This window comes from Nocardia sp. NPDC005366 (genome assembly GCF_040606855.1).
Taxonomy (GTDB): domain Bacteria; phylum Actinomycetota; class Actinomycetes; order Mycobacteriales; family Mycobacteriaceae; genus Nocardia.
In genome coordinates, this window is the sequence record NZ_JBEXFQ010000009.1 from 181,844 (window position 1) to 204,655 (window position 22,812).

Consider the following 22,812-nt stretch of genomic DNA (forward strand, 5'->3'; position numbering starts at 1 on the left):
TTGCCACACAAGCTATTTCATAGCGAACTCAATCCTCGTCCATACCCGTGGACTCCCGAATATCATCGAGGCACACTTTGTGTAACGACGACGTTCGGTGTTCACGGGCCGAGCGCGGGGGCGAGGACGGGCACGCATGAGAATTCGGCCACGGCAACAGTTACTCGACTTGTGGCGGGCCGTGCTCGCGTACTCCTGCCGGAGTGGGGAATGGCACTGGGGCGGGCGTGACGGCCCCAATTCGATCAGCGACGCCGAGCAGCTGCTCTGCCTGCTGTATCCGGCGACCGAGATCGATGCCTTCGCTCTCGACCAACCCGACGAAATGGCCTCCGACGCGAAGAAAGCGCTCTCCCTGTTCGGCGAGGAGACCCGCATCGGTGGCACCCTCGTCGACCTGATCGACAAATACCTGGACCACTACACGGACGCGGAAGGTCACCCGATCTTCGCCGGGGGCAGCTACCTGCATTCCATCGACGAAAACCCACCGAATGAAGCGCAATCGGCGCTGGAGGTCGTCGACTCGTATTCGATGTCGCTGAGTCTGTGCATCGCGTCGCTACGCTTCCTACGCGGCTTCGAACGATTCGTCCTCGGTGAAGTGCGACTGGAAGCCAGGCAGCTGCGCGACCGTATTCCGTCGGTGATCGACAAGGTCTCCGCGCGGCTCACCGCCGCCATGACGGGATTGGTGCGCAGCTTCGTCATCAACACCCCGGAACCGAACTCCGCTGCCGGGCGCGAGATCCTGACCATGATCAACCAGAGTCATTCCCCGGCCGGTGACGTCCTCGATCAGCTGGCGACTCGACTGGAGCGGCTGCGAGTGCAAGCCGCGAACGAGGTCAAGCTGGCACAGCCACCCGTGAACAGAACCGCCACCGTCGAACGAGAGATCGATATCGCGGACGACAAACGGCTGTTCGAATGCGGTTGGGGCTGGGGCATAGTCAAAACCTCCGGGCCGATCGTCACCCCACCCAGTCGCGTGGGCACCGCAGTCGGTTACGCCGAACCCCGCCCCTATCTGTACTTCACCGCCGTCGCCTTGGACGGCATCATCGACCTGTCGTCCCAGCGCCTCCGGGAGCTAGAGTTGCTCAACGACGAGCAGCGCAGACTCGCCGACGCGCTGACACTGCGTTTCGAACTCACCCGCACCTACTGGTCGACGGTGGCCCGCTTCGACAGCGGCCGTTGGCCATTGGAGGACATCCCCTGGCGCACCTCCGACGGCGAGGAATCGGAGTACTTCAGTCTCGCGGTGGCCGCCATGCTCATCCAGGATCTGGTCTACCGCAACAGCACCGAAGATCTGGAGCGCACGGTGGCGGTGTTCGATCAACTCGCCCGTCGCGGCAGAATCACCAGTCGGCTCACCTCCGCCGACCCCGCCGCGGCCATCCATCATCCCGGCGTCCGATTACGCCTGGCGGGGAGCGAAGCCATCGGTGACGGCCCTCTATTACAGTGGTACGTACCGGATTTCGCGACAATGATGCTCAAACGCTGCCTCCAGGCAGCACGTTTGCGCACCGATGTCGATATCCGCGACCAACTGATGGCGCTGGCCGAATCGGCCATGGACCATCTCGATCGCTCTCTCCTGCGCGAAGGCGATGCCCGTGGGTTGTGGGACGACCCCCGCTGGATGCCCAACGGCGCGGAATCCGTTCCGCAGGATCCGTCCTGGTTCGTCACCGAGCGCGTCATGGAATGTCTGGTGGTCGCCCACGGCACTTTCAGCGGCCCCCCGCTGGCACCGAAAGCAATGATCACACGCGCGGTGGATCTACTCAGTGAGGCCGAGCACCTCCTCAATCAGGAGGAATTGGAGGTCCAAGGCGATGACCTGTCCGCGAGACAGGCTGCGGTCGACCGAATTCGGCACTCACTCGACCGTGCCCGCCGAGTATTACGCGAACGTCCGGGAACCTCCTACAGTTTGGCCGCTCAGGCACTGACCGAACTCGACGAACTGGCGTACGCGCGCCAGGACGCTACGCGGTAGGGCGACGCCGTGCTGGTGTTCTCCACCTCCGATAAGGGCGGCACCGGACGTTCGGTGACCAGCTGCAACATCGCCTATCGGCTGTGCCTGGCCGGAGACAATGTCGCCTATGTCGACTTCGATTTCGGCTCCCCCACCGCCGGTGCGTTGTTCGAGATCGGTGGAATGGAACGCGGTATACCGGAAACGACCGGTTCCGGCGTGCATTCCTACCTACTCGGTGCGAGCGGCACCGCTACCCACATCGACGTCGGCAAGGACACCGAAAGACCGGAACTCAAGGGTATCGGCCCACGCTCCGGCCGCCTGGTACTCGTTCCAGGCAACGAGGGCGGCGCGGAATTCCTCGAATGCACATCCACCACGGTAACGCGCTGCGCGAAATTGCTGCTGGCCTTGGAGCAGGAATTCGCGGTGGTTGTCGTCGATCTCAGTGCAGGTCGGTCGGCCGCACTCGAACTCGCCCTGCGAACAACCGCGCTGCCACAGATGCGACACCTCACCGTCCGCTGGCTGATCTTCCACCGATGGACCCGCCAGCACATACTCGCCGCATCCGGCCTGGTGTACGGACCGAACGGGCTGCTCCAGTCCGGCGTCTCCTACCAGCACGTCGAGAGCGAACTCCTCGGCTCGCTTCGCTATGTGCGCACTGCGGTACCTGCCACCACGGCGGAATCCAGCGATCCGCACGGCGCCCAGTCGACATGGCTACAGCAGCAGAGCGCGAAATTGCGCACCATGGCCGCCGAGCATCGCCTCGGCCAGTCACTAGTGCTCGGTGAAACCCCGATCGAGCCAGTACTGCAATGGCGCGAGCAACTGATCCTCGACCGAGACGTCCACGCTCGTATCGCCCGAACCGAGACCGTACAGGCATACAGCAGGATCGCTCGCCGTTTGATCGATAACGCCACGTGGGAGTTGCTCTAGATGCCAGTCGCGCAAAGATACAGCGAAGCAACCGATCAGCCGCAGATCGAGCAGGTTCCGCTCTCGCATCTATCGATCGAGGTCGGGCATTTCTATCTCAAGGATATCGCTCGCGATATCGATAAGGTGCGAGCAGAGTTCCGGCGCATCGTTCCGTTGGTGCGGGCATTCATCGAGTCGGCGAAGGTGCAGTACGGCAATGACGTACGAGTCAGCACCTGCTACCTGATCGATGACTACTTCCAGCCGGATACCAGCCCGTCCGATATCCTCGGAAAGCTTCTCGCCGCCGCCGAAGAGGCCGGTCTCGGCATCGACTATCTGGCCCGTGAGTCCGGCTGCCACCAGATTTCGCGGTTCGACCGCGGCGAATCGCGCGGCGAACCGATTCCGGTGGCGGAGATGGTGGCCGCACGTATCGTCGCCGAGCCCGCGCCCCCCGATAACGGCAGCCGCCCACCCACTGCCGAGTCGGGCTGGCTGTGCAATGGCAGGCGGTCCTCGGACCATGACCACGACCAGGTGCAGGCGATGCGCAATCGGACCTATCGACCGCCCGAGGAGTTCGGTCGTCGCGAGCATTCGCTCTTCCTCGACGTGGAATTGTGGAGTAACAGGACAGCGGAAACTCGATGGTCATGCATGTTCCTCGCCGCCGTCTGGCATCTGCTGCGACTCGGGATGCTCCGTTACAACGGCGCGGCGGTGGTGGATCCACAGCCACAGCACGGCGAAACGTGGCCGCGGCGCTGGGACGAGGTGCCACCGGTGATACAGCTGAATCCCGCTGCCCAACCATTCGCGGCCTACCGGACCCTGTCGATGCTGCCCAAGAGTTATATCGGTATCGAGCACGCGGTAAGAGTGGTGCTGGATCATCTCGATCTGGATGACGCCGTCCTCGCGCAGATCATCGACCGCGCGAACGCCGAGGGAGTCTCGGTATCACGCAAGATCAGCGATCGGCTGTCCCACCTATTACTCGACGGGGCGTGAGATGGCCACGCCCCTTGTGGTGCTCGGTGAGATTCGCACCTGTCTGCTGCCATCGGCGACGGCCCTCTCCCAGGCCGAAGCATCCGAACTGCTCGCGTTGATGCCCGGCTCCGCGGTGCGATGGAAAGAGCGGCCGGGCAAACTCGCGATATCGCCGACCATCGCGGTCGGCGTCGATTGTGACCTGGCATTGGGCGACGATCCGGTGCGGGAAGGAGGATTCGCGCACATCGTCGGTACCGTGGCGACCAATGCCGTACTGGTAGGCGGCCGGGTGCTCCAGTCTTCGGCCCACACCCGGGTAGTGCGGGCCACCGATCGACGTCGGCAGACCTGGTCGCATTACATCAGCTGCAAGGGCATCACCGAGGTCATCAACCGCATACCCGAACGGGAGATCGCCGAAAAGGCCCTCGTCCGCGGATATTTCTCGGGTCCGTTCACTGAGCAGACCCTCGACCTCGCCTCGATCAGCGAGCGTCTGCTGGGCGATATCCGCATGGCCGCCCAATTGGATCAGCGTCCGCCCATCCGGGCGCGCACAACCAGGTTGCGCTGGACCGCTCGTATCGGCGGCAGCGCGGGGCCCGCGACAGATTTGCGTCTGGACGACGACCGCGTGCGGTCGATCCAATTGATCGTGCGTGAAGAGAAAGATCTCACCGAGACCCAACGGTTCTGCGAGGATCTCGCCGTACACGACTGGCTGCTGACGGTCATGGCCGAGTTACTCGATGAAGCGGATCACTTTCCTTCGCGTAGCCCCAAACGGATCGACACCTTGGCCCCGGCCCTCGAACACCTGACGGGCTTGTGGATGCCGGGGGGACACACCCCCACCCTGGTACGCGCATTGTGGAAGGAATTGCAGAACGACCCGGGTTTCACCCGTCAGTGGACCACCTTGGTATCCCGACTACGCGACAATATCGCGGTAGCAACCCTGGACGCCCTGCGATACAAGGCTTTCACCGGAGATGCACATCAAGAACGAGCGCACCGGTGAGACAGGCCCCTGCCGAATTCACATCCGGAACCACTTGCGCACGAGAAGTGCGAAGAACACCGACATCGATAAGGTGCCCACCCATGCTTCCAGCGCGAATAGCGGTCGCGCGACCGCATGCATATGCTCGATGTCACCGGGCCCCACCGGGTTGAGGAAACCGGTCACGGTCATGTACACGGATTCGGTCGCAGACGGATTGCCGCCGAACAGCAGACCGACGACCGTGAACAACACCAATTGCACGGCCACCCAGCCGAGGAGCCAGGAGGGTCGATACCCGTGTCCACACAGCGCATACGACATCTGTCCCGCCGATCGCCGCCACCACACCGGCGTCGCACGAGTTCGCGCGCGCGCCAATTGCAGTCCACACCCGTCCTGCCCCTGTTCATCTTCGTTCAGGCGGTACAACGCCGCCCCGCGTCGGTAGGCCAAGGCAGCGTATGCGTAGAGCTGGACCCCGGAGAGCTGCTCACCCAATAGCTCGTATTCTTTGGCGAGTAAGCCGTTCTGACGGTTGCTCAACCGCAGCGGCCCATAGAATTCGACCTCCGCCGCCATGAGCGCGGCCACGGTCGCGCTCGGCACTCGCCCATTCTCCTCGTCGGGCTCCGGCTGCCGCGCCGCGGCATACAGCTGACCGAATACCAAAGGGTCGGATTTGCGATGGAGTGTGGACGGATTGTAATCGGCGAGAATCGATTCGATACGGGTGGTGAGCATCTCCAATTTCGCCTGCTCAGAACCTTCGTCCTGACTCAGTTCCTGGGCGTGCTGCCTTGCATGCCTACCGATGAGGTCCGACACCGATTCGACATACGACGAAATCCCACCCATTGATATGAGTCCAGCTATCAGGAACGGAATCGGTATTCGAACAAATCACGGGGCTCACCTTCACCGAAGTATGCCTCGTCATGTTTGACGAACTCGAACCCGGCTTGTTCGAACAGAGCGCCAGCCCGACGATTATCGGGCCGCACCGTCAGATTCATCACTTCGGCGCCCAGATCACTGCACACCTGCAGAGCGCGGGTCAGCAGGCCACGACCATAGCCCTGCCTCTGGTACTGCTTGTCCACGGCGAAGGTGAACAGTAGGGCGCGACCCCCACGTTCCAATGTCAACGCGTACCCGATAACCTTGCCGTCCAATTCGGCGACCAGCCAATCGGATCCGTGCAGGTCGAATAGTTGCCGCAGCATCAGGTACTGGTACGGCGCCTCGGTGAAGACCTTGGCCTCCAGATCCGCGAGATCCTCGAGGTCGTCGAAGCGAGCATGCCGGTATTCCAGCCGCTGCAGCACCTCAGCGTTGTTCATGTGCTCCCTAATGTCAGGGCATAAGCCGTCCAATTCCAGCCTAGAACGTCCCGCTCTCCACCGCGTCGGTGTGGAGGTCCCGGAATGGTCCCGTGATCCGTTACGGCGTCCAGCGCGACGAATCCGATCCCGCCGGGGCACCGACCGCATCACCGAGGCGAAAGATCCTCGAATCGCCACTATGACCGACATTTCACCCGAAGCGGCGCACCACGCCGCAACACCGTCCAGGAACGGATGAGGGCGCCATTTCCAGCGCCATCCACTCCCGGCTGGACGTCAAGACCGCTTACGCTCCGAGGCCGTTCCCACGCCCACCCGCCGACCGTCTCGCGGCGTCACATATCTCCGCCGACCCGACTGCGCTTCAGCGCATTCCAGGTCGCCACCACCAACTGGTTGCGGAGATGATCGACCGACGTGGACCATTCCACCGACATGCCGGGATCGTCCTGTAACTGTGTCCACAAGGGACGCAGCGGCGCGGGGGTATGTGCGCCCGGCGCCCACAGATGCCCCAGATGGTGCAGCACCGGCGCGAGGATGTCAGCGGCATCCTCACTGCCGGGCCCGGCCAGATCAGCGCGTTCGATCGCGCCCGTCATGGCCGTGAGCAGCCAGTCGTGTACCGCGAGATCCTCGAAGAACCGTTGTGCCGCAGTAAGTTCGCACTCGGACGGCACGAGTACGAGAGCAGTGCGCCGGATCTCGTCATGGACGCGGAAGGCGATCCGGGGTATGGAGACCGCATCGACCCTCGCGGCCCAGCGCAAGCGAGTAGCGCCGATACGCGGCGGCCCATCATGCCCCGACGGATCGCCGACAGCGATCCGCGCCAGCAGACGCTCGTTGACGGGTGTGAGGTCGAGGACGTCGGTGTTGCTCGGCTGTAGAAAGCCCTCGGCCACAAGGACACTCGTATCCGTACGAACCTTCGTGATCACCTCGACTACCCCGAGCTCGCGCAGATAGTGGTGCCAACTCTTCCGACGGTCGGAGTCCGATCGAACGATCGTGGCCTGCGACGAACTCTGCACTACCCTGCCGCCGACGATCACCGCGCGTACCCCCACCGTGCCGATCGCACGAACGACGGGATGAGCGGGTGCGGCCAGCGGACAGTCGATGCCCTCCCCCGTCTGCGCGGAAATACCCAGGGATACCGGCCGCGAGCGCCACTGCGCGCGCTGACCCGGTACCAGTTCCAGCAGCTGTTCGATCTCACCTCGGCGCAATGCCACCGCCGTCGGCAACGGCGCGGTGCACACCTCTCCGAAGACAGCCAGGGGCTCTGGTGGCACAGGTATCTCCGCTCAGGATCCGTCCGTCAAGAAATGATGATGGCTGATGCGCTCGGCCACCCGCCGCGACACCGCGACACCTTCCGCTTCCCCACGACAGACCACCTGATCGACCACTTCCTCGTCGAGATGAATGTGATCCAGAATCATCCGAACGGCGGCTTCGACACCCAGCGATCGCAGGGGCAGGATCGAGAACGAATGGTAGGCGGTAAACGGTTGGGCCCGGCTGTCGAGCTGGAGAACAGCGGGCATCTCCGACCATCCTTCCGGCCACGGACCACCCACCGTACAGAGCTGTGGCTCCACGACAGGCCTGCCCTCGTAGCGCAACACACCCAACCGCAGCAACTGCCAGATCGCGGACAGGTAGGGAGCCGACCACATCATCACGCCCTCGGCGCGCCGCCACAACTCGACATCGAGAAATATCGAATGCTCGCGACTGCCGAACTCCTTCGGCGGTTCATACGGTTCGTCCGGATGCATGGCCTGCCCCGAATCGCCGCCGGCGGCCCGTTTGCCATTGCACAGCCATCCGGAGACAGACGTCGGCGGGCGTCTTCCGTTATCGCCCGGCTCCGGCTCGGCCACGATCCGACCCCGCACCATCTCCGCGAGTTCGATCCGCGGGGTGAGCACCACCGCGTCGCGAACGACCTCGGGCACCTCCCAGCAGCCTGCCTCACGTGCGAGATAGTCGATGGTCAATCCACACTCTCGCGCCACCGTGAGCACATCTTCGAGAACGTCGGCCGGTCTGGTATCACCGTGGGAATAGTCGTCGATCAGGAAGCAGGTACTCACCCGAGCTCGTGGTCCGAATTCGTTCTCCGCGCGTGTGGTCAGCGCCTCGACCATCGGCGCGACGCGACGAAACTGCGCACGGATACGGTCGACGCCGCTGGTGAGTTCCCGCATGGAGAAATGGCCGACCTCGATCGACAGATGCGATAACGGGACCGAGCTCACCCGCGCCTGTTCAGTCGTCGCCTCGCTGTAACCTGCGATGTGGTCCACGTGATGGAAATCCCTCCCGGGATGCTCACTCGACAGTGATCGAATCAAGAACGGGGCCGGAGCACACCCGGTAACGGACGCCAGATCCGCTCATCGAGTAATGCGTCGGCGAGACGGTCGTACGCCGCGACAGTGCCCGCCTCGGCGATTTCCTTCTGCACATCGACGTCCAAAATCAGTTGTTCTCGCCATTGCAGTATCGGCTCGACCGGAACGGTACCGAGCAGCGAACTCGCCCCGACCCGGCTGGCACCCGCCAATGCGTTCAACATCCGGTCCTGTTGATGCAGCCACACCGCCTGTGGCGCGGGACCGCCGCAGGACCGATCGAGTCGCGGGATCGCGGTACGTACGAACCGGACACTCTCCAGGAGTTTCTCTCTACTGTGGCCAGCGCGTTGCCCGCGGTCGAGCAGGCCGTGGGCGCCGTGGACCAGCCCGCATGTCGCGAGAATGTGCTGATGGGTCCACCGTTGGAATATCAGCCAACGCACCGTTCGGCTCTGCAACGCGTCAGTCGCGGTAGCGTTCAACGCCATTTCCATCGCGGTGGACCGACCGCCGCTGAGATCTACCAGACAAATATCGAATTCACGCTCGACAGACAGAAGCAGCCGAGCGCACCGATCGATGACCTCGGGATCGTTACCGCTGCGGAGTTCCCCTCCGCTCTCGTCACCGGGGAACAACACCAATTGCCCGCCGCGACCGCGTAACCTACGCACATCATCACGAGATGTATTGTCCCGCACGTTGATTCGCGTGGGCACACTGATCTCGCCGAGGAGATAGGAGTGCAGACCTTTCCCGATACTCGCACCCGATGCTGCTCTATCCGGTGGGACGCCACGCTCGAATCCCCCGAGCTCGAAAATCGCACCCGCGGTCGGCGAGCCGAAATCGAAATCGACGTAGGCGATACTTCTGCCCCTGCGGGACAATCGATATCCCAGGTTGCAACTGGTCACCGACCGGCCTGTACCGCCCTTGTCGGAAGTCGCGAAGACGATCATCGGTCACGGATTCCTGGTGGCGTCACGCTGCGCGGTGACCAACTGGTCGAGTATGCGCAAGGCGTCGAGGGTGTGTACAAATGTCGTCGCGGCATCTTCTCGTATCAACCGTCTCGCATCATCGATGTACCGCTCGACACTGTCGAGTGCGACGCGATTGTCCGAGTAGTCATCGACGCTGACACCTAGCATCTCCTGGTCGAAACGATGCTCGGCGATATTGAGCATGACCCGCGCGACCGCTTGCAGATCGGGCCAGTTCGGCGGTGGCTCACGATATGTGCGGTCGGCCACGACCAGGCACTCGATCACGCGTTCGGTCATGTACCACGAAGGTTTGGTTTCCGTGGGTCGGTGCTCATCGGAGAAGGCGCTGTCCGGGTCGTCCCACAGGCCGACCGCGCCGTCACGCAAGATCCGCCGATGCAGGTGGTCCATGGTCGATTTGGACAGTTCCATCAACTTGTCCCGCGCGGCGACATTGTTCGACAGCCGTGCCGCCTGCAACATACGCTTGAGCAGCACAGCGGAGAAGTCCGACACCTGCCACTGCAGCATCGGACCTTCGTCGACCTTTTCCGTCCCACGCAGGCTGAGCAGCACACCCGGCCGGTGCAGCGCCACCGCCGGATCATCCCTCATCGGGCGTCGGATGATCCGACCGCGACCGGCCAGTTCGTCGAAAATCGCCACGGCCCTTGTCAGGTCGTCGTCCGAGGCGTTGCGCTGGACCAAATCCTGGATCAATACCGCGGAAACGATGAGACTGTAGTAATCGGACTGTTCACCGTCGGAGGTCTGCCAAGGAATGTCCTCGAGAGGCCAGCGCTCCTCGCCGAATCGCGCCACGATCGACCAGTAGCGCTGCGTCAACTCCCAGCGCGTCCGCAGCGCCTGCGCCAACCGGTGCTGGGTCTCGTCCAGCAGGCCGAGTTCGCCGGCGCGCGGCGAAACGAGGTCATTGATGCCGTCCAGTGCCACGACCGTGAAGTAGAGGTAGGGCCGCGGTTCGGCGATGCCTGCCGCGGTGGCGATCGGTGAGTCGACGAAATCCACCGGACTCGCGTCGGTTGAAACACCCCAACTCCAACCGCATTCGAATAGCAGGTATTCGTCCTCCAACTCCTTGACCGACGCCTCCTGGCCCAGTGTGACGTCACTGCGCAACCGTGCCCTGACCCGCTCCAGGTTCGTCCTGATACCGGCGAGCACGGTCTGCTCGGTCCGCCCATCCTGGTTGAGCATTCCGAGAATCTTCTGTCCCTCAGTCGATTTCGGTCGCACGGTGTTGACGACGAAACTCCGAAGCAACCCGGTCATCGCCGCGGTCAGCCGGGTGCTCAAGTGCTCGGACAACTCGTCGACCTGGTCGGTGGACCGACCCGGACAGGTGCGAGATCGGTAGTCACGCAGGAAGCGCAGACCTGCCATACATACGGTCAGCGACATCGAATAGGAGTCGACAATCTCGAGTTGCTGCTGAATCTCGGTCGGCGGCCGTTCCTCGCTCGACCGCAAATAGCTGCCGCCCGCGAAGATCGGAAGTCCGTCCTCGGTAGAATTATTGCGGATGTAGGAGGCCAACAGCGAGACCACGAACGCGCCGATACGTGTTGTGCCACCGATCGGTTCGAGGACCGATTGCACGTCCTGCTCGATCCGATCTGGATCATGCAGTGCGAAAATGTCGATCTCGGTAGCCGGGTAGAGCAGGCACAGCAACTGCTCGGAGTCACTGATCGAGTTGGCGTCCCGCACCCCTCCCCACTGCCACTCGTTGTCAACCCAACACGCGCCGATCATCGACTTCCAGATGCCCAGAATCTGTTCTCTCGGTTGGATTCTCACCTGCCGCCATCCTCAAAACCCTCGTAGCGGGCCGCGCTGGTCCAATCCGGAAAGTCACGACCTGGCGGCAATCTGCGCACAAGATATCACTGCGGATCGGGCAGGGCTCCCCCAGAGTGCGTCGACACACTCTATGAAAATATTAACCCAAACCGTTTGAGCACGAAGGTAGTTCGTACCGATCGGTATACGACAGTCCTCACCGACCCCGGTTTCCTCGCTCGGTGCGAGCGAGCGTGGCCGGGGACCGGATCCTTCGCGCGTCCGGTTGTCACAACATCAGTCGAACCATGTCAGCCGTCCGCGCCAGCCCCGGAAAAGCGTCCGGCGTCGACCGCGGGTGCAGCGTATGCACCGCTAACCGAAACATGACCGCCCGCAACAACATCTGCGGCCACTCCGGCAGATCCGCCCAACGATCCAGCAACCCGTCATCCGCGCCACCCCACGCCAGCGCATCGATGACGATCACTCCGGCCGCCCACGGAGCCGGACGCCAGTACGGTGTGAGATCGGATAAACCGGGTGTGCCCGTACCCGCGAACAGCACGGTGCCGAAGAGATCGCCGTGAACGAGCTGCGGAGGTGTTCGAACGGGTTTACGCAAGGTGGCGAGTTGACCGATGAGTTCCATACTGCGCAAACCATCGGCGGTGGTCGGCGGCGGGCCGCCGCCAGCGCGCAGGGTGCGCAGCGGGACGGCTTCCCAGGCGGCGCGGTCGGCGGCGACGAAGACGTCGACGTCCACCCACGGCGCGACCGGCGGCTGTACCAGGAAGCGGGGACGTTCGAGCTCGGCGGTGGCCTGGTGCAGCCGCAGCGACACCGAGACGACCTCGTCGTGGCGGGGCTCGGGGATACCTTCCAGGTAGGTGTCGGCGCGCCAGCCGGATACGACGTAGCGCCCGTCGGTGGCGCGCACGGGACGGGCCAGTCGCAGGCCGTCGACTTTCAGTGTTTCGCGGATCTTCGCCGACCACGCGGCGCGCGCGTGATCGGCGACGGGACTGAGCACCACGTCACCGCAGCGCCAGCCACCGTCCCAGTCTCCCAGCGAAACCGGGGTCACTTCGCGCAGACCGAACGTGGCGCGCACGTGCTCGGGGGGTTCCACAGAGGTCACGGCCGTACCGTACCGCCGGTTCGAGCCGCCGATACGGTGCCACACCGCCGATTGTGGTCGCGGCACGGTGTCGAATTCGTATACCGCGCACCGAACGTCATGCCCGGTGCGCGCCCCGGTCAGTAGACGGGTAGCGAGGTGTCGACCTGGTTCGCCCAGGCGACGATGCCGCCTTGGACGTGCGTGGCGTCGGAGAAGCCCGCCTTCTTCAACGCGGCGAGCACCTCGGCCGAACGGATGCCGGTCTTGCAGTGCAGCACGATCGGGCGATTCTGCGGCAGGTCCGCGAGTACCTCACCGGACAGAATGCGATCCTTGGGGATCAACTTCGCGCCATCGATGTGCACGATGTCCCATTCGACCGGCTCGCGGACGTCGATGAGCTCGATCTCCTTGCCCGCGTCGAGCAGTTCCTTCAGTTCGCGCGCGGTGATGGTGGATCCGGCCGCGGCCGCCACGCCCTCTTCGGAGACCACACCGCAGAAGGCCTCGTAGTCGATCAGTTCGGTGATCGGCTGACGTTCCGGGTCGCGGCGCAGTTTGATGGTCCGGTAGTTCATATCGAGCGCGTCGTACACCATGAGCCTGCCGAGCAGCGGCTCGCCGATACCGGTGATGAGTTTGATCGCCTCGGTGACCATGATCGAACCGATCGACGCGCACAGCACGCCGAGAACGCCGCCCTCGGCGCACGAGGGCACCATGCCGGGCGGCGGGGCCTCGGGGTAGAGGTCGCGGTAGTTGATGCCGCGATCGTCGGGGGCGTCCTCCCAGAAGACCGAGACCTGGCCTTCGAAGCGATAGATGGAACCCCAGACGTACGGTTTGCCCGCCAGCACCGCCGCGTCGTTGACGAGGTAGCGGGTGGCGAAGTTGTCGGTGCCGTCGACGATCAGGTCGTAGTCGCGGAACAATTCGACCGCGTTATCCGGCTCGAGCCGGATCTTGTGCAGGTTGACGGTGATCCCGGAATTGATCTCGAGGATCGAGTCGCGAGCGCTGTCGGCCTTGGGACGACCGATGTCGGACTCGCCGTGGATGATCTGCCGTTGCAGATTCGAGGCGTCCACCTCGTCGAACTCGACGATGCCCAGTGTGCCGACGCCTGCCGCCGCGAGATACAGCAGTGCGGGCGAGCCGAGTCCACCCGCGCCGATCACGAGCACCTTGGCGTTCTTCAGGCGCTTCTGCCCATCGACACCCAGATCCGGGATGATCAGGTGGCGACTGTAGCGCGCGATCTCGTCGGTAGACAGCTCGGCTGCCGGCTCGACGAGCGGCGGCAGGGCCTTCGGTGATGACACGTCCAGGACTCCTCGAATCGAATTGGCCGATCACAACGCGGCATTGACCACCTGTGCAACGCCGAGGACCGAACCGTTCTTCCCGCTCTATCGTCGCGCACCCGCGCACGGTGCGCGAACTCGCCCCATCCCGACCGCGGTGGGGCCTGCGTCGTCAACCGCGGGGGTAGGGCCAGGGGTTGAAGCGGCAGTGCTTACCGTCCATCGGAACCACACCGTCCGGGTCGAGGGCGGCGATGTCGTTGTTCCTGGTGCCGAATGTCTGCTGCATCATCACCGGCGCGAGTCCCCCATCGGTTTCGCAGGGTTGATGCTGGTGGTAGCCGATGGCGTGGCCGACCTCGTGATTGATCTGATACTGCCGGTAGGAGCCGATATCGCCCTCGTAGGCGAGCGCGCCGCGTACCCAGCGGACCTCGGACAGCACCACGCGCCGCAGATCGGCGTTGAAACAGGAGGAGTCGATCGGGATATCGAATCCGCAGGCCTTGCGGGTGGAGTCACGCGAGGTCAGGGAGATGCGGAAATCGGGCTCACCCTGGTCGATCCGGCGGAACGCGAATTTCCTGTCATGGGACCAGCTCTTCGGATTGGCCAGGGTGCTGTCCACCATTTTGGCGACCGCGGCGTCGCCGCCGAGTCCCGAGGTGTCGATGCCGTCCTCGATCTCGACGGTATAGCTGAAGTGCAGTTCCGCGCCCGCCCCGAATTCGGCCGCCGCGCCGGGCACCACATGCCAGGTGCCCGCGCCGAGCTCGGTGAACGGGCCGCCCTCGGGTAGCGCGCCGGTCGGCAGATCGGCCGGGAAATGCCCGTCGCCGGGCGGGGCGCCGATGATGCCCGCCGAGGCGGCGCGCGGGCTTAGTCTGCCGAATCCGGGGGCCCCGCCCGTGCCCATGGCCTCCGGTCCGCCTTTCACCGCGTCGACGACCACTAGCACGGTGACGACGAACAGCACGGGTAGGGCGTAGGCGCGCCAGCCGTATGTGGAGATGAAGCGACCGAGGGCGCTCTGCTTCTTGATATCGCGTTCGGGGCGAGGCGATCGAATTCTGCCGTCGTCGGGAGCGGTGGGATCCCAGCGGGCCCGCAGTGGTTGGTGCGAGCGGTCGGACGAGCCGTGGACGCCGAGCGGGTCGTACAACTCGACACTTTCGGCTGCGCCGCCTCCGGTACCGCCGCTGCCGACAACTCCGTCGTGGTCGAGTCGCGGGGGCGTCGTCTCCGGCGCCGAGCCGCTGTCGCCGGCGCGGCCTCCTGGGTCGGAGCGCGCCCGCCCCTTCGTGGAACCGGGCTGCGCATCGGGCCTTGGCACGGATTCCGACATTACGGTTCCGTCGGCCACGGAGCGAACGGAGCGACGGGCATCGCACCCGTCGCTGGGCGGGGAAGAGGTGCGGAAGACGAGTGCCCGGGGCGGTAGACACGGTGGGTCACGCACACCAGACTCTCACAGTCGACGGCGGTGGAATGCCACGAGTGCGCCGGATCCGGAGCATGGGACGTGACACACGACGGGGGTTCGCTGCGATATATCTCACCGTGTGGACTACATGCGTATCCCCGAACCGCACGGACGCCACGACCGGGTATCGTTCATGGGATACCCGGTGCACAATCCCTATTAGCCGGGGAATCGACTGGGAGAGCCGAAATGACTGACCTCGTGGACCGGCCGACGTCCCGTAGAACGTCGCCCGAGCCCATGGCGCCGACCAAGCGCGGCACTCGTCTGCCGCGGGACGAACGACGTCAACAGTTACTCCATGCGGCCAGTGAGGTGTTCGTCCTACGCGGTTACCACGCCGCGGGCATGGACGAGATCTCCCAGTGCGCCGGAGTGAGTAAGCCCGTGCTGTATCAGCACTTCACCAGCAAACTCGAACTGTACCTGGCTGTCCTGCAAAACTATGTCGACATGCTGGTGTCGAGCGTACGTCAAGCATTGCGTTCGACCACCGACAACCGTCAGCGTGTCCGCGCCGCCGTCGCCGCGTATTTCGACTTCGTCGACAACGAGATGCAGGGTTTCCGCCTGGTTTTCGAGTCGGATCTGACCAGCGAGCCGCAGGTGCAGCGCCGGGTCGAGCAGGCCACCGAGGCCTGTGTCGACGCGGTCTTCGATCTGGTCGCCCATGATTCCGGCCTCGATCCGTACCGGGCGCGCATTCTCGCCGTCGGCCTGGTCGGCGCGAGCCAGTTCACCGCCCGCTACTGGCTGGAAGCCGATCGCCCGATCCCGAAGGACGAGGCCGTCGACACCACCGTCGCCCTCGCCTGGGGCGGCCTGTCCCACGTGCCGCTGCACCCGCTCGACGGCAGCACCACACCGCGCACCCTCGGTTCCTAGGTCCGGGCCGACAACCCAGGCATACGACAAGGCATACGACAGAGCCCCTGCTCGACCCGATGGTCGGGATCAGGGGCTCTGTCGATTCCGCGCTCGGCGGCGGAGACTAGACGGCGGCGAACCCGACGCGGCCGGCGCTCGGTGCGCCGATTTCCACGTAGGCGACCTTGGCAGCCTGGATCAGGAACTTGCGGCCCTTCTCGTCGCTCAGCGACACCACGCCGCTGTCGCCGGTCAGCGCACCGGAGACCAGCGCCTCGACCTCGTCAGGGGTCTGCGAGCTGTTGATCACGAGCTCCCGCGGGCTATCCGATATACCGATCTTGACCTCCACGGCCAACCTCCGAACCTAGAGTCCTGTGCTGTCGAATCCCAGGCTAGTGCAGGGCGAGGACGCTGCGGCAGACGGCCGCCTGCGCTCTCAGCGAACAGCGCCGAGCGCACTACTTCGGTTCGACCAACTGGATCTCGAGTTCGACCTTCACCGCGTCGCCGAGCATGCCGGGCAACGGGCCGCCGACGCCGAAATCGGTGCGCTTGATGGTGCCGGTCGCGGAGAAACCCGCGTGACGATCCCCCGTGGGGCCGAAATCCTGGACACCGCCCCATTCGACGTCGAGGGTGACGGGTTTGGTGATGCCGCCGAGGGTCGCCTCGCCCTCGACCACGAAGGATTCGGCGACCCGCACCGGTTCGAGTGCGCGGAAGGTGAGCGTCGGACGGTTGGCGACGTCGAGGAAATCCGCGGTTCTGACGTGGTTGTCGCGGTCCGGGTTCCCGGTGTCGAAGGAGTCGAGGTGGATCGTCGCGCCGAGGGTGGCCGCACCGGACTCGTCGACGACGAATTCGGTCTCGAAACGAGTGAATCCGCCGCGGACCTTGGAGATCCCGAGGTGGCGGATGGTGAAGGCGACCGAGGAGTGGGCGGTGTCGAGTGTCCACGCTCCCACCGCGAGTCGCTGGGTGGCCGTGGTGGATTCCGAGGCGCAGGACGCCGGGGTTACGTCGCGAGGAAGTCGCGGTGCGGGCCGGGGTCAGCGCTGATTATCTGGCCCGGCTCGAACAGGGGCGCGATACCAACCCCTCGGTGGCGGTGGTCGACGCCCTCGCCGACGCGCTGCTGCTCACCGGCGCGCCCCGCGACCACTTCACCATGCTCGCTTTGATCTCTGGACACGAATACCGCTGTCCCGGAGCGGAATCCGCCGACGAGCAGCTCACCGAGTCGATGCGGATGATCCTGCGGGCGCTGCAACCGACTCCGGCCGTCGTCGTCGGGCGACGTCTCGATGTGATCGGCTGGAATCCGGCCTGGGCCGATTTCTTCGCACCACTCGGTCTGTTGGACGAGGAGAACGACAAGCCGAATCTGGCCTGGTACATCTTCATGCATCCGGCGGCGCCGCGCGTACTGCGCGACTGGCCCGCGGCGGCGGACTACGTCGCCGCCGCCCTGAATCGGGCCAAGGTCCGCTGGCCCGCCGACGACACCGTGCGCGAGATGATCGAAGCGCTGCGCCGAAACCCGGGTTTCGCCGAGCGGTGGAAGCCGCACCGCCTCGACGATCATCGCTCCGGCGTACTCACCTTCGACCATCCTGTCCACGGTGAGATCGACGTGCCGTTCGAGACCCTCGACTCCGACCGGGATCAGAGCATCGTCATCTGGCTGACGGACAGAACCGCCGCGCAGGCCCCGGGGTTGCGGCTGGTCGAATCGCGCGCCGTGAACGAGTGATCAACGGGCACAGCATTTTCCGCACCTCGCGCCGGGTGCGGTGCGCTCAGAGTCCGAGCACGGCCATGCGCTCGGCGTGGCTGGCCTGCATACGCTCGAACAGGTTGGCTATGCCGTTGAGGTCGCCGGTCGCGGTGAGGACCAGGTCGGTGAGTTCGTCGCGCTGCGCCATCACGTATTGCGCCTGGGTGATCGCCTCCCCCAGCAGTCGGCGGCCCCAGAGGGTGAGACGGTCACGCTCGGAACGGCTGGTCCGCACGGCCCTGCGCACTTCCTCGACCACGAATTCGGAGTGGCTGGTCTCGGCGAGCACATCGTGGACGACGGCGGCGACCTCGGGGCTCAGCGCACCCGCGATCTCGTTGTAGAAGTCGGCGGCGATGCCGTCACCGACATAGAACTTCACCATCGATTCCAGCCAGGTCGACGGGTCGGTGGAGGCATGGTAGGCGTCGAGCGCCCGGACGAACGGCGCCATCGCGTCGAAGATATCGGCGCCGATGGCGGCCAGCGCCGCCTCGAGGGATTTGAAATGCTCCATTTCGGCGGCGGCCATCTTCGCGACGGCGACCTTGCCGCGCAGCGACGGGGACAGCTTGGCTTCCTCGGCCAACCGATAGAAAGCGGAGATCTCACCGTAGGCGAGCACCGCGAACAAGTCGGTCACACCGGGATGGTCTGCGGCGAGAATTTCGGAATCGATCGGCGAGACTCCCAGCGCGGCAGATGTCTGTGTTCCCATGTATCCGAAGGGTAGTCCTGGATTCCTACCCCAGCGTTTCCAACCCGAACATTCCACGTATCGGATCTTCGAACTACCGCAGTTCGGCGAGGAATTTATCGATATAGCTCCATGTCGTGTCGCGCGCGGTGTCGCCGGTGAGGATGCCGAGGTGACCACCGGGGGCCGTCTCGTAGCGCACCGAGGCCGCGCCCGTCAGGGTCGCCATACCCGACTCCACCGCGGCGGCCGGGGTGATGACATCGTCGGGACCGCCGACCAGCAGGACGTGCGCGGTCACATCGGCGAGTGCGATCCGGCGAGCGCCCAACTGGACGACGCCGCGGCCGATGTCGTTGTTCAAGATCAGCCTGCCCCACAGCTGGCCGTAGAACCGGCCGGGATAGCCGGGCATCGCAGACATGAAGCGGTCGATGGCCTCCATCCTGGCCAGGGTTTCGGTGCGCGCGATATTGCTCGCCACGAACCAGGGGCGCTTCAGCTCGCGATCCCATGCGGTGGCCCGATAGGCGATGCGGGTGAGCGGAGCGGGCACGCCGCCCACGGCGCGGATCGCGGTCGATGTGGCGATACCGCCGGTGATCTGGGCGACAGCGCGCAGCTGGGGAACCCCGGTCATCTTGTCGTAGTCGAGCGGTGAGCCGACCGAGGTGATCGAGCGGACGGGCAGCTGCGGATGCGCGGCGGCGGTCAGCAGCGACAGGGTGCCGCCGAGTGACCAGCCGATCAGATCGACCGGCGCTCCGCCCCGATCGGCGGATGTCCGCAGGATCGCCTCGGGCAGGATGTCATCGATCCAGTGCTCGAACCCCATGCGGCGGTCGGCGAAGGTGATCTCGCCGTAGTCGACGAGGTAGGGCGATCGGCCGGTCCCGAGGAGGAACCGCGCGACGCTCTGGTCGGGACGCAGATCGAAGCAGGTGGCGGGCGCGGCGAGCGGTGGAACCAGCAGGACAGCGGACCCCTCTGCGGCAGAGTCGGATTCGGCGGCCTCGAAGCGGCGCAACTGGCGATGGGGTTCATCCCACAGCACGGTCGACGGGGTGGGATCGGGGGCCTGCACGCCAGGGCCGAAGGTGAGTGCCCAGGCATTGCGGGCGGCGAGGGTGACGGTGTCTGCGAGACTCACAGCACGAATCTCTCACAGGACGATACCGCTGGTTACAGGCAAGTCCGGTTTCCGGCTATTCCTTGCCCATAGCGACCGCGTTGCCGGGCGGAACCACCGTGGCCCGCACGGTCCGCACCAGCGGCGCGAGGCAGGTCAGCACGTCGCCGACGGCATCGTCGGCCAGGACCGACAGCGCACCGCGCCACGCCGCGTCGTCGGTGGCGGCCTCCACCCGTTCCAGCAGCGCCGCACCGTCCGCCGTGAGCACCGGTTCGGACGGCTCGCCGGTCACCAGCCCATCGGCGCGCAAACCCGCGACAATCTCCGCCCACTGGGACGGCGACCAGCCGCGCGCCGGTCGCACCACGGATTCGCTCACCTTGTCCGCCGCCACCTGGAGTACGAGGGCCCGCACGCCCGAGACACCCGCCGCCACCAGGGCCGCCACATGCCCGTCGCCGCGATGCTCACGCAGGATGGTGGCGACCTGCCACAGCGCCGCCACCGGATCGTCGGCGAGGGGCAGTTCGGCATTGGAGGCGAACAGCGGCCGTCCGGTCGGGTCGGCGGCACGTAGCGCTGGCCTCAGCAGTTCGACGGCCCGCGCGCATTCGGCGTCGTCCGCGCCCGCCGTGCGCAACACATCGGTCGCGGCCGCCGACCTGGCCTCCAGACAACGCCGCGGCGAGGTTCTCGACCAGGCGTCGGGCAGCGCCCTGCCGACCATATCCGGATGGAATCCGGCGAACACCGCCGTCACCGCGCCCGGGCTCACCCGCCCCAGCGGCGCGGCCCGGAATGCGAAGTAGGTCTGCCAGAATCCGCGCAGCCCGAGGGCGACGCCCGCCGCCCTGATCCCGTCGCCGAAATAGACGACATCGTGGAGCGGTTCCAGCGTGGTCCAGATTCGTCGCGCGGGATGAATTGCCATGTCCCGCAGCGTACGTCGCGGATGCGACGGATGAAACCGAAGTTTTGTCCGAAAAATACCGTGGCGGCAATTCGAGCCGTGCACAATATCACGCTACAATCACTGCGGACAACGAAAAATTTCGCTCGACCGGAGCTGCCGGATCAGTGCCTTTACCGCGTCCAGCGGATAGGTCTGCGACGGCCCTCGACCAGGTTCCGAGCCGGAATTTCTCGATGTCAGGAAAATGTGCGCGCACCTGATCCGCATCACCGTTGCGCCGCGCCGATGTCCCGGGTCGCTGCCGTATCCACGGCACCCTGGTGACGTCCGGCAGTGGCCCGGGTGAGTATCACAGGCGGATACGTGGTTGTCGTGGACCGACCGGTCCGCCCCACGCCTCGTGCGCGCGTGACGCGATTACGAGGAAGGCACGAACCTGAGCAAGATCACTGTCGAACAGGAACCCGGTCTCACCGACACCCTGTTGACCGCCGAACTGGATGACACACACACCGCACCGAAATTCGCCGAATTGGGGGTTCGCGATGAAATCGTTCGCGCGCTCGGCGAGATCGGCATCGAACGCACATTCGCGATTCAAGAACTGACCCTCCCGCTGGCACTGGCCGGTGAAGATCTGATCGGTCAGGCCCGCACCGGAATGGGCAAGACTTTCGGATTCGGTGTGCCGCTTTTGCACCGTATCGCCACCGCCGATACCGGTACGACACCGCTGGACGGCACGCCGCGGGCACTGGTCATCGTGCCGACCCGCGAATTGTGCATCCAGGTCACCTCCGACCTGGAGAACGCGAGCAAATACCTCACCAATCACCAGGGACCGCTGAAGGTGGCCTCCATCTACGGTGGACGTCCCTACGAGTCCCAGATCGCGGCGTTGCGCACGGGCGTCGACGTCGTCGTCGGCACGCCGGGACGACTACTGGACCTCGCCAAGCAGAATCATCTGATTCTGGGCAAGGTCGGCGTCCTGGTACTGGACGAGGCCGATGAAATGCTGGATCTCGGCTTCCTGCCGGATATCGAGCGCATTCTCACCATGGTCCCGGACAAGCGCCAGACCATGCTGTTCTCGGCCACCATGCCGGGCCCGATCATCACCCTGGCCCGTACCTTCCTGACGCGGCCGACGCATATCAGGGCCGAGGAGCCGCACGACTCCGCCGTGCACGACCGCACCGCGCAATTCGTCTACCGGGCGCACGCGCTGGACAAGCACGAGTTGATCGCCAAGGTGCTGCAGGCCGAAGGCCGTGGCGCGACCATGATCTTCACCCGCACCAAGCGGACCGCCCAGAAAGTCGCCGACGAACTGGCCGAGCGCGGATTCGCGGTCGGGGCCGTCCACGGCGATCTCGGGCAGATCGCCAGGGAGAAGGCGCTGAACAAATTCCGCAAGGGCGCGATCGACGTCCTGGTCGCCACCGACGTGGCGGCGCGCGGCATCGATATCGATGACGTCACCCACGTCGTCAACTACCAGTGCCCCGAGGACGAGAAGACCTACGTCCACCGGATCGGGCGGACCGGCCGGGCCGGACGCACGGGCGTCGCGGTCACGCTGATCGACTGGGATGAACTGAACCGCTGGGCCGGCATCGACAAGGCGCTCGGCCTCGGCATGCCGGAACCGCTCGAGACGTATTCGCGCTCACCCCACCTGTTCGCGGACCTGGGTATTCCCGAAGGCGTGACCGGCACCGTCCGCAAGACCGCCAAGCCGGTGGTCCGCGACGAGGATTCCGAAACCGTCGAGCGTCCCGCGCGCACCCCGCGCAAGCGCAACCGCAGGCGCACCCGCGCCGGGGAGCCGATCGATGGGGTCGAGACCACCGGCACCGAGAACGGCGCCGAGGCGACTGCCGAAGGCGAATCCGACGAGGGCGCTCAGCCGCGCCGTCGACGTCGCCGCCGGCGTTCGGGCGGGGACCAGGAGACCGCCGCGAGTACTGGCGTCGCCGAGGTCACCTCGGTCGATCACACCGAAGAACCTTCCGGTGAGACGGCCGGTGAGCAGCCAACGCGACGCCGCCGTCGGCGTCGCAGGTCCTCCG

At 65.0% G+C, this 22,812-nt stretch carries 20 protein-coding genes and 1 pseudogene; 7 read left to right on the forward strand and 14 right to left on the reverse strand.

Annotated features, from left to right (window positions below; genetic code table 11):
• The first annotated feature begins 136 nt into the window (after positions 1-136).
• Genes ABZS43_RS13425 through ABZS43_RS13440 form a run of 4 tightly spaced genes read left to right on the forward strand, consistent with a single transcriptional unit; the run spans position 137 to position 4,949 of the window.
• Positions 137-2,014 (forward strand): SCO2524 family protein, encoded by a 1,878-nt coding sequence (locus ABZS43_RS13425; RefSeq protein ID WP_355036139.1) that lies wholly within the window; start codon positions 137-139, stop codon positions 2,012-2,014.
• 9 nt (positions 2,015-2,023) lie between these two features.
• Positions 2,024-2,947: an SCO2523 family variant P-loop protein gene (locus tag ABZS43_RS13430; RefSeq protein WP_355036140.1), complete on the forward strand. Its 924-nt coding sequence runs from the start codon at positions 2,024-2,026 to the stop codon at positions 2,945-2,947.
• Positions 2,948-3,943 carry an SCO2522 family protein gene (locus ABZS43_RS13435; protein WP_355036141.1) on the forward strand — a complete coding sequence of 332 codons (996 nt, stop codon included), beginning with the start codon at positions 2,948-2,950 and terminating at the stop codon, positions 3,941-3,943.
• A 1-nt stretch (position 3,944) separates the two neighbouring features.
• The gene (locus tag ABZS43_RS13440) at positions 3,945-4,949 is read left to right on the forward strand and encodes an SCO2521 family protein (RefSeq protein WP_355036142.1); all 1,005 of its coding nucleotides are present in this window, start codon (positions 3,945-3,947) and stop codon (positions 4,947-4,949) included.
• An 18-nt stretch (positions 4,950-4,967) separates the two neighbouring features.
• On the opposite strand, the gene ABZS43_RS13445 is transcribed toward ABZS43_RS13440, so the two are convergent.
• From ABZS43_RS13445 to ABZS43_RS13485, 9 genes are all read right to left on the reverse strand, one after another.
• On the reverse strand, positions 4,968-5,759 hold the full coding sequence (locus tag ABZS43_RS13445; RefSeq protein ID WP_355036143.1) for a hypothetical protein: 792 nt from the start codon (positions 5,757-5,759) through the stop codon (positions 4,968-4,970).
• Between the two features lie 47 nt (positions 5,760-5,806).
• On the reverse strand, positions 5,807-6,274 hold the full coding sequence (locus ABZS43_RS13450; protein ID WP_355036144.1) for a GNAT family N-acetyltransferase: 468 nt from the start codon (positions 6,272-6,274) through the stop codon (positions 5,807-5,809).
• Between the two features lie 338 nt (positions 6,275-6,612).
• Positions 6,613-7,575: an SCO2521 family protein gene (locus ABZS43_RS13455; protein WP_355036145.1), complete on the reverse strand. Its 963-nt coding sequence runs from the start codon at positions 7,573-7,575 to the stop codon at positions 6,613-6,615.
• A gap of 12 nt (positions 7,576-7,587) precedes the next feature.
• Positions 7,588-8,595: an SCO2522 family protein gene (locus ABZS43_RS13460; RefSeq protein ID WP_355036146.1), complete on the reverse strand. Its 1,008-nt coding sequence runs from the start codon at positions 8,593-8,595 to the stop codon at positions 7,588-7,590.
• A 44-nt stretch (positions 8,596-8,639) separates the two neighbouring features.
• A complete protein-coding gene (locus ABZS43_RS13465) occupies positions 8,640-9,608 on the reverse strand; it encodes an SCO2523 family variant P-loop protein (protein ID WP_355036147.1) in 969 nt (322 codons plus the stop codon).
• 3 nt (positions 9,609-9,611) lie between these two features.
• Positions 9,612-11,456, reverse strand: coding sequence for an SCO2524 family protein (locus tag ABZS43_RS13470; RefSeq protein WP_355036148.1), 1,845 nt, complete (start codon positions 11,454-11,456; stop codon positions 9,612-9,614).
• 271 nt (positions 11,457-11,727) lie between these two features.
• Positions 11,728-12,579 carry a TIGR02569 family protein gene (locus tag ABZS43_RS13475; protein ID WP_355036149.1) on the reverse strand — a complete coding sequence of 284 codons (852 nt, stop codon included), beginning with the start codon at positions 12,577-12,579 and terminating at the stop codon, positions 11,728-11,730.
• Positions 12,580-12,698: 119 nt separating this feature from the next.
• Positions 12,699-13,883, reverse strand: coding sequence for an adenylyltransferase/sulfurtransferase MoeZ (moeZ, locus tag ABZS43_RS13480; protein ID WP_355036150.1), 1,185 nt, complete (start codon positions 13,881-13,883; stop codon positions 12,699-12,701).
• 154 nt (positions 13,884-14,037) lie between these two features.
• Positions 14,038-15,210 (reverse strand): DUF3152 domain-containing protein, encoded by a 1,173-nt coding sequence (locus ABZS43_RS13485; RefSeq protein ID WP_355036151.1) that lies wholly within the window; start codon positions 15,208-15,210, stop codon positions 14,038-14,040.
• Positions 15,211-15,537: 327 nt separating this feature from the next.
• Between ABZS43_RS13485 and ABZS43_RS13490 the strand changes: the two genes are divergently transcribed.
• Positions 15,538-16,233 (forward strand): TetR/AcrR family transcriptional regulator, encoded by a 696-nt coding sequence (locus ABZS43_RS13490; protein WP_355036152.1) that lies wholly within the window; start codon positions 15,538-15,540, stop codon positions 16,231-16,233.
• 106 nt (positions 16,234-16,339) lie between these two features.
• Here the strand turns inward: ABZS43_RS13490 and ABZS43_RS13495 are convergent, their stop codons facing one another.
• Positions 16,340-16,567 carry a DUF3107 domain-containing protein gene (locus ABZS43_RS13495; RefSeq protein WP_355036153.1) on the reverse strand — a complete coding sequence of 76 codons (228 nt, stop codon included), beginning with the start codon at positions 16,565-16,567 and terminating at the stop codon, positions 16,340-16,342.
• A 109-nt stretch (positions 16,568-16,676) separates the two neighbouring features.
• A complete protein-coding gene (locus ABZS43_RS13500; protein WP_355036154.1) occupies positions 16,677-17,183 on the reverse strand; it encodes a YceI family protein in 507 nt (168 codons plus the stop codon).
• On the opposite strand from ABZS43_RS13500, the gene ABZS43_RS13505 reads away from it, so the two are divergent.
• Entirely contained in the window at positions 17,168-17,971 is an 804-nt protein-coding gene (locus tag ABZS43_RS13505; protein ID WP_355036155.1) for a helix-turn-helix transcriptional regulator, read from the forward strand. The genes ABZS43_RS13500 and ABZS43_RS13505 overlap by 16 nt on opposite strands.
• 46 nt (positions 17,972-18,017) lie before the next feature.
• On the opposite strand, the gene ABZS43_RS13510 is transcribed toward ABZS43_RS13505, so the two are convergent.
• The 3 genes from ABZS43_RS13510 to ABZS43_RS13520 all read right to left on the reverse strand — a co-directional run bounded on the left by ABZS43_RS13510 (position 18,018) and on the right by ABZS43_RS13520 (position 20,755).
• Positions 18,018-18,713, reverse strand: a complete 696-nt coding sequence (locus ABZS43_RS13510) for a ferritin-like fold-containing protein (RefSeq protein WP_355036156.1) — start codon at positions 18,711-18,713, stop codon at positions 18,018-18,020.
• A gap of 73 nt (positions 18,714-18,786) precedes the next feature.
• Entirely contained in the window at positions 18,787-19,842 is a 1,056-nt protein-coding gene (locus ABZS43_RS13515; RefSeq protein WP_355036157.1) for an alpha/beta hydrolase, read from the reverse strand.
• 55 nt (positions 19,843-19,897) lie between these two features.
• Positions 19,898-20,755, reverse strand: coding sequence for a hypothetical protein (locus ABZS43_RS13520; protein WP_355036158.1), 858 nt, complete (start codon positions 20,753-20,755; stop codon positions 19,898-19,900).
• Between the two features lie 418 nt (positions 20,756-21,173).
• Between ABZS43_RS13520 and ABZS43_RS13525 the strand changes: the two are divergent.
• A pseudogene (locus tag ABZS43_RS13525) lies at positions 21,174-22,685 on the forward strand (DEAD/DEAH box helicase); the annotation flags it as partial.
• Positions 22,686-22,812: the final 127 nt, after the last annotated feature.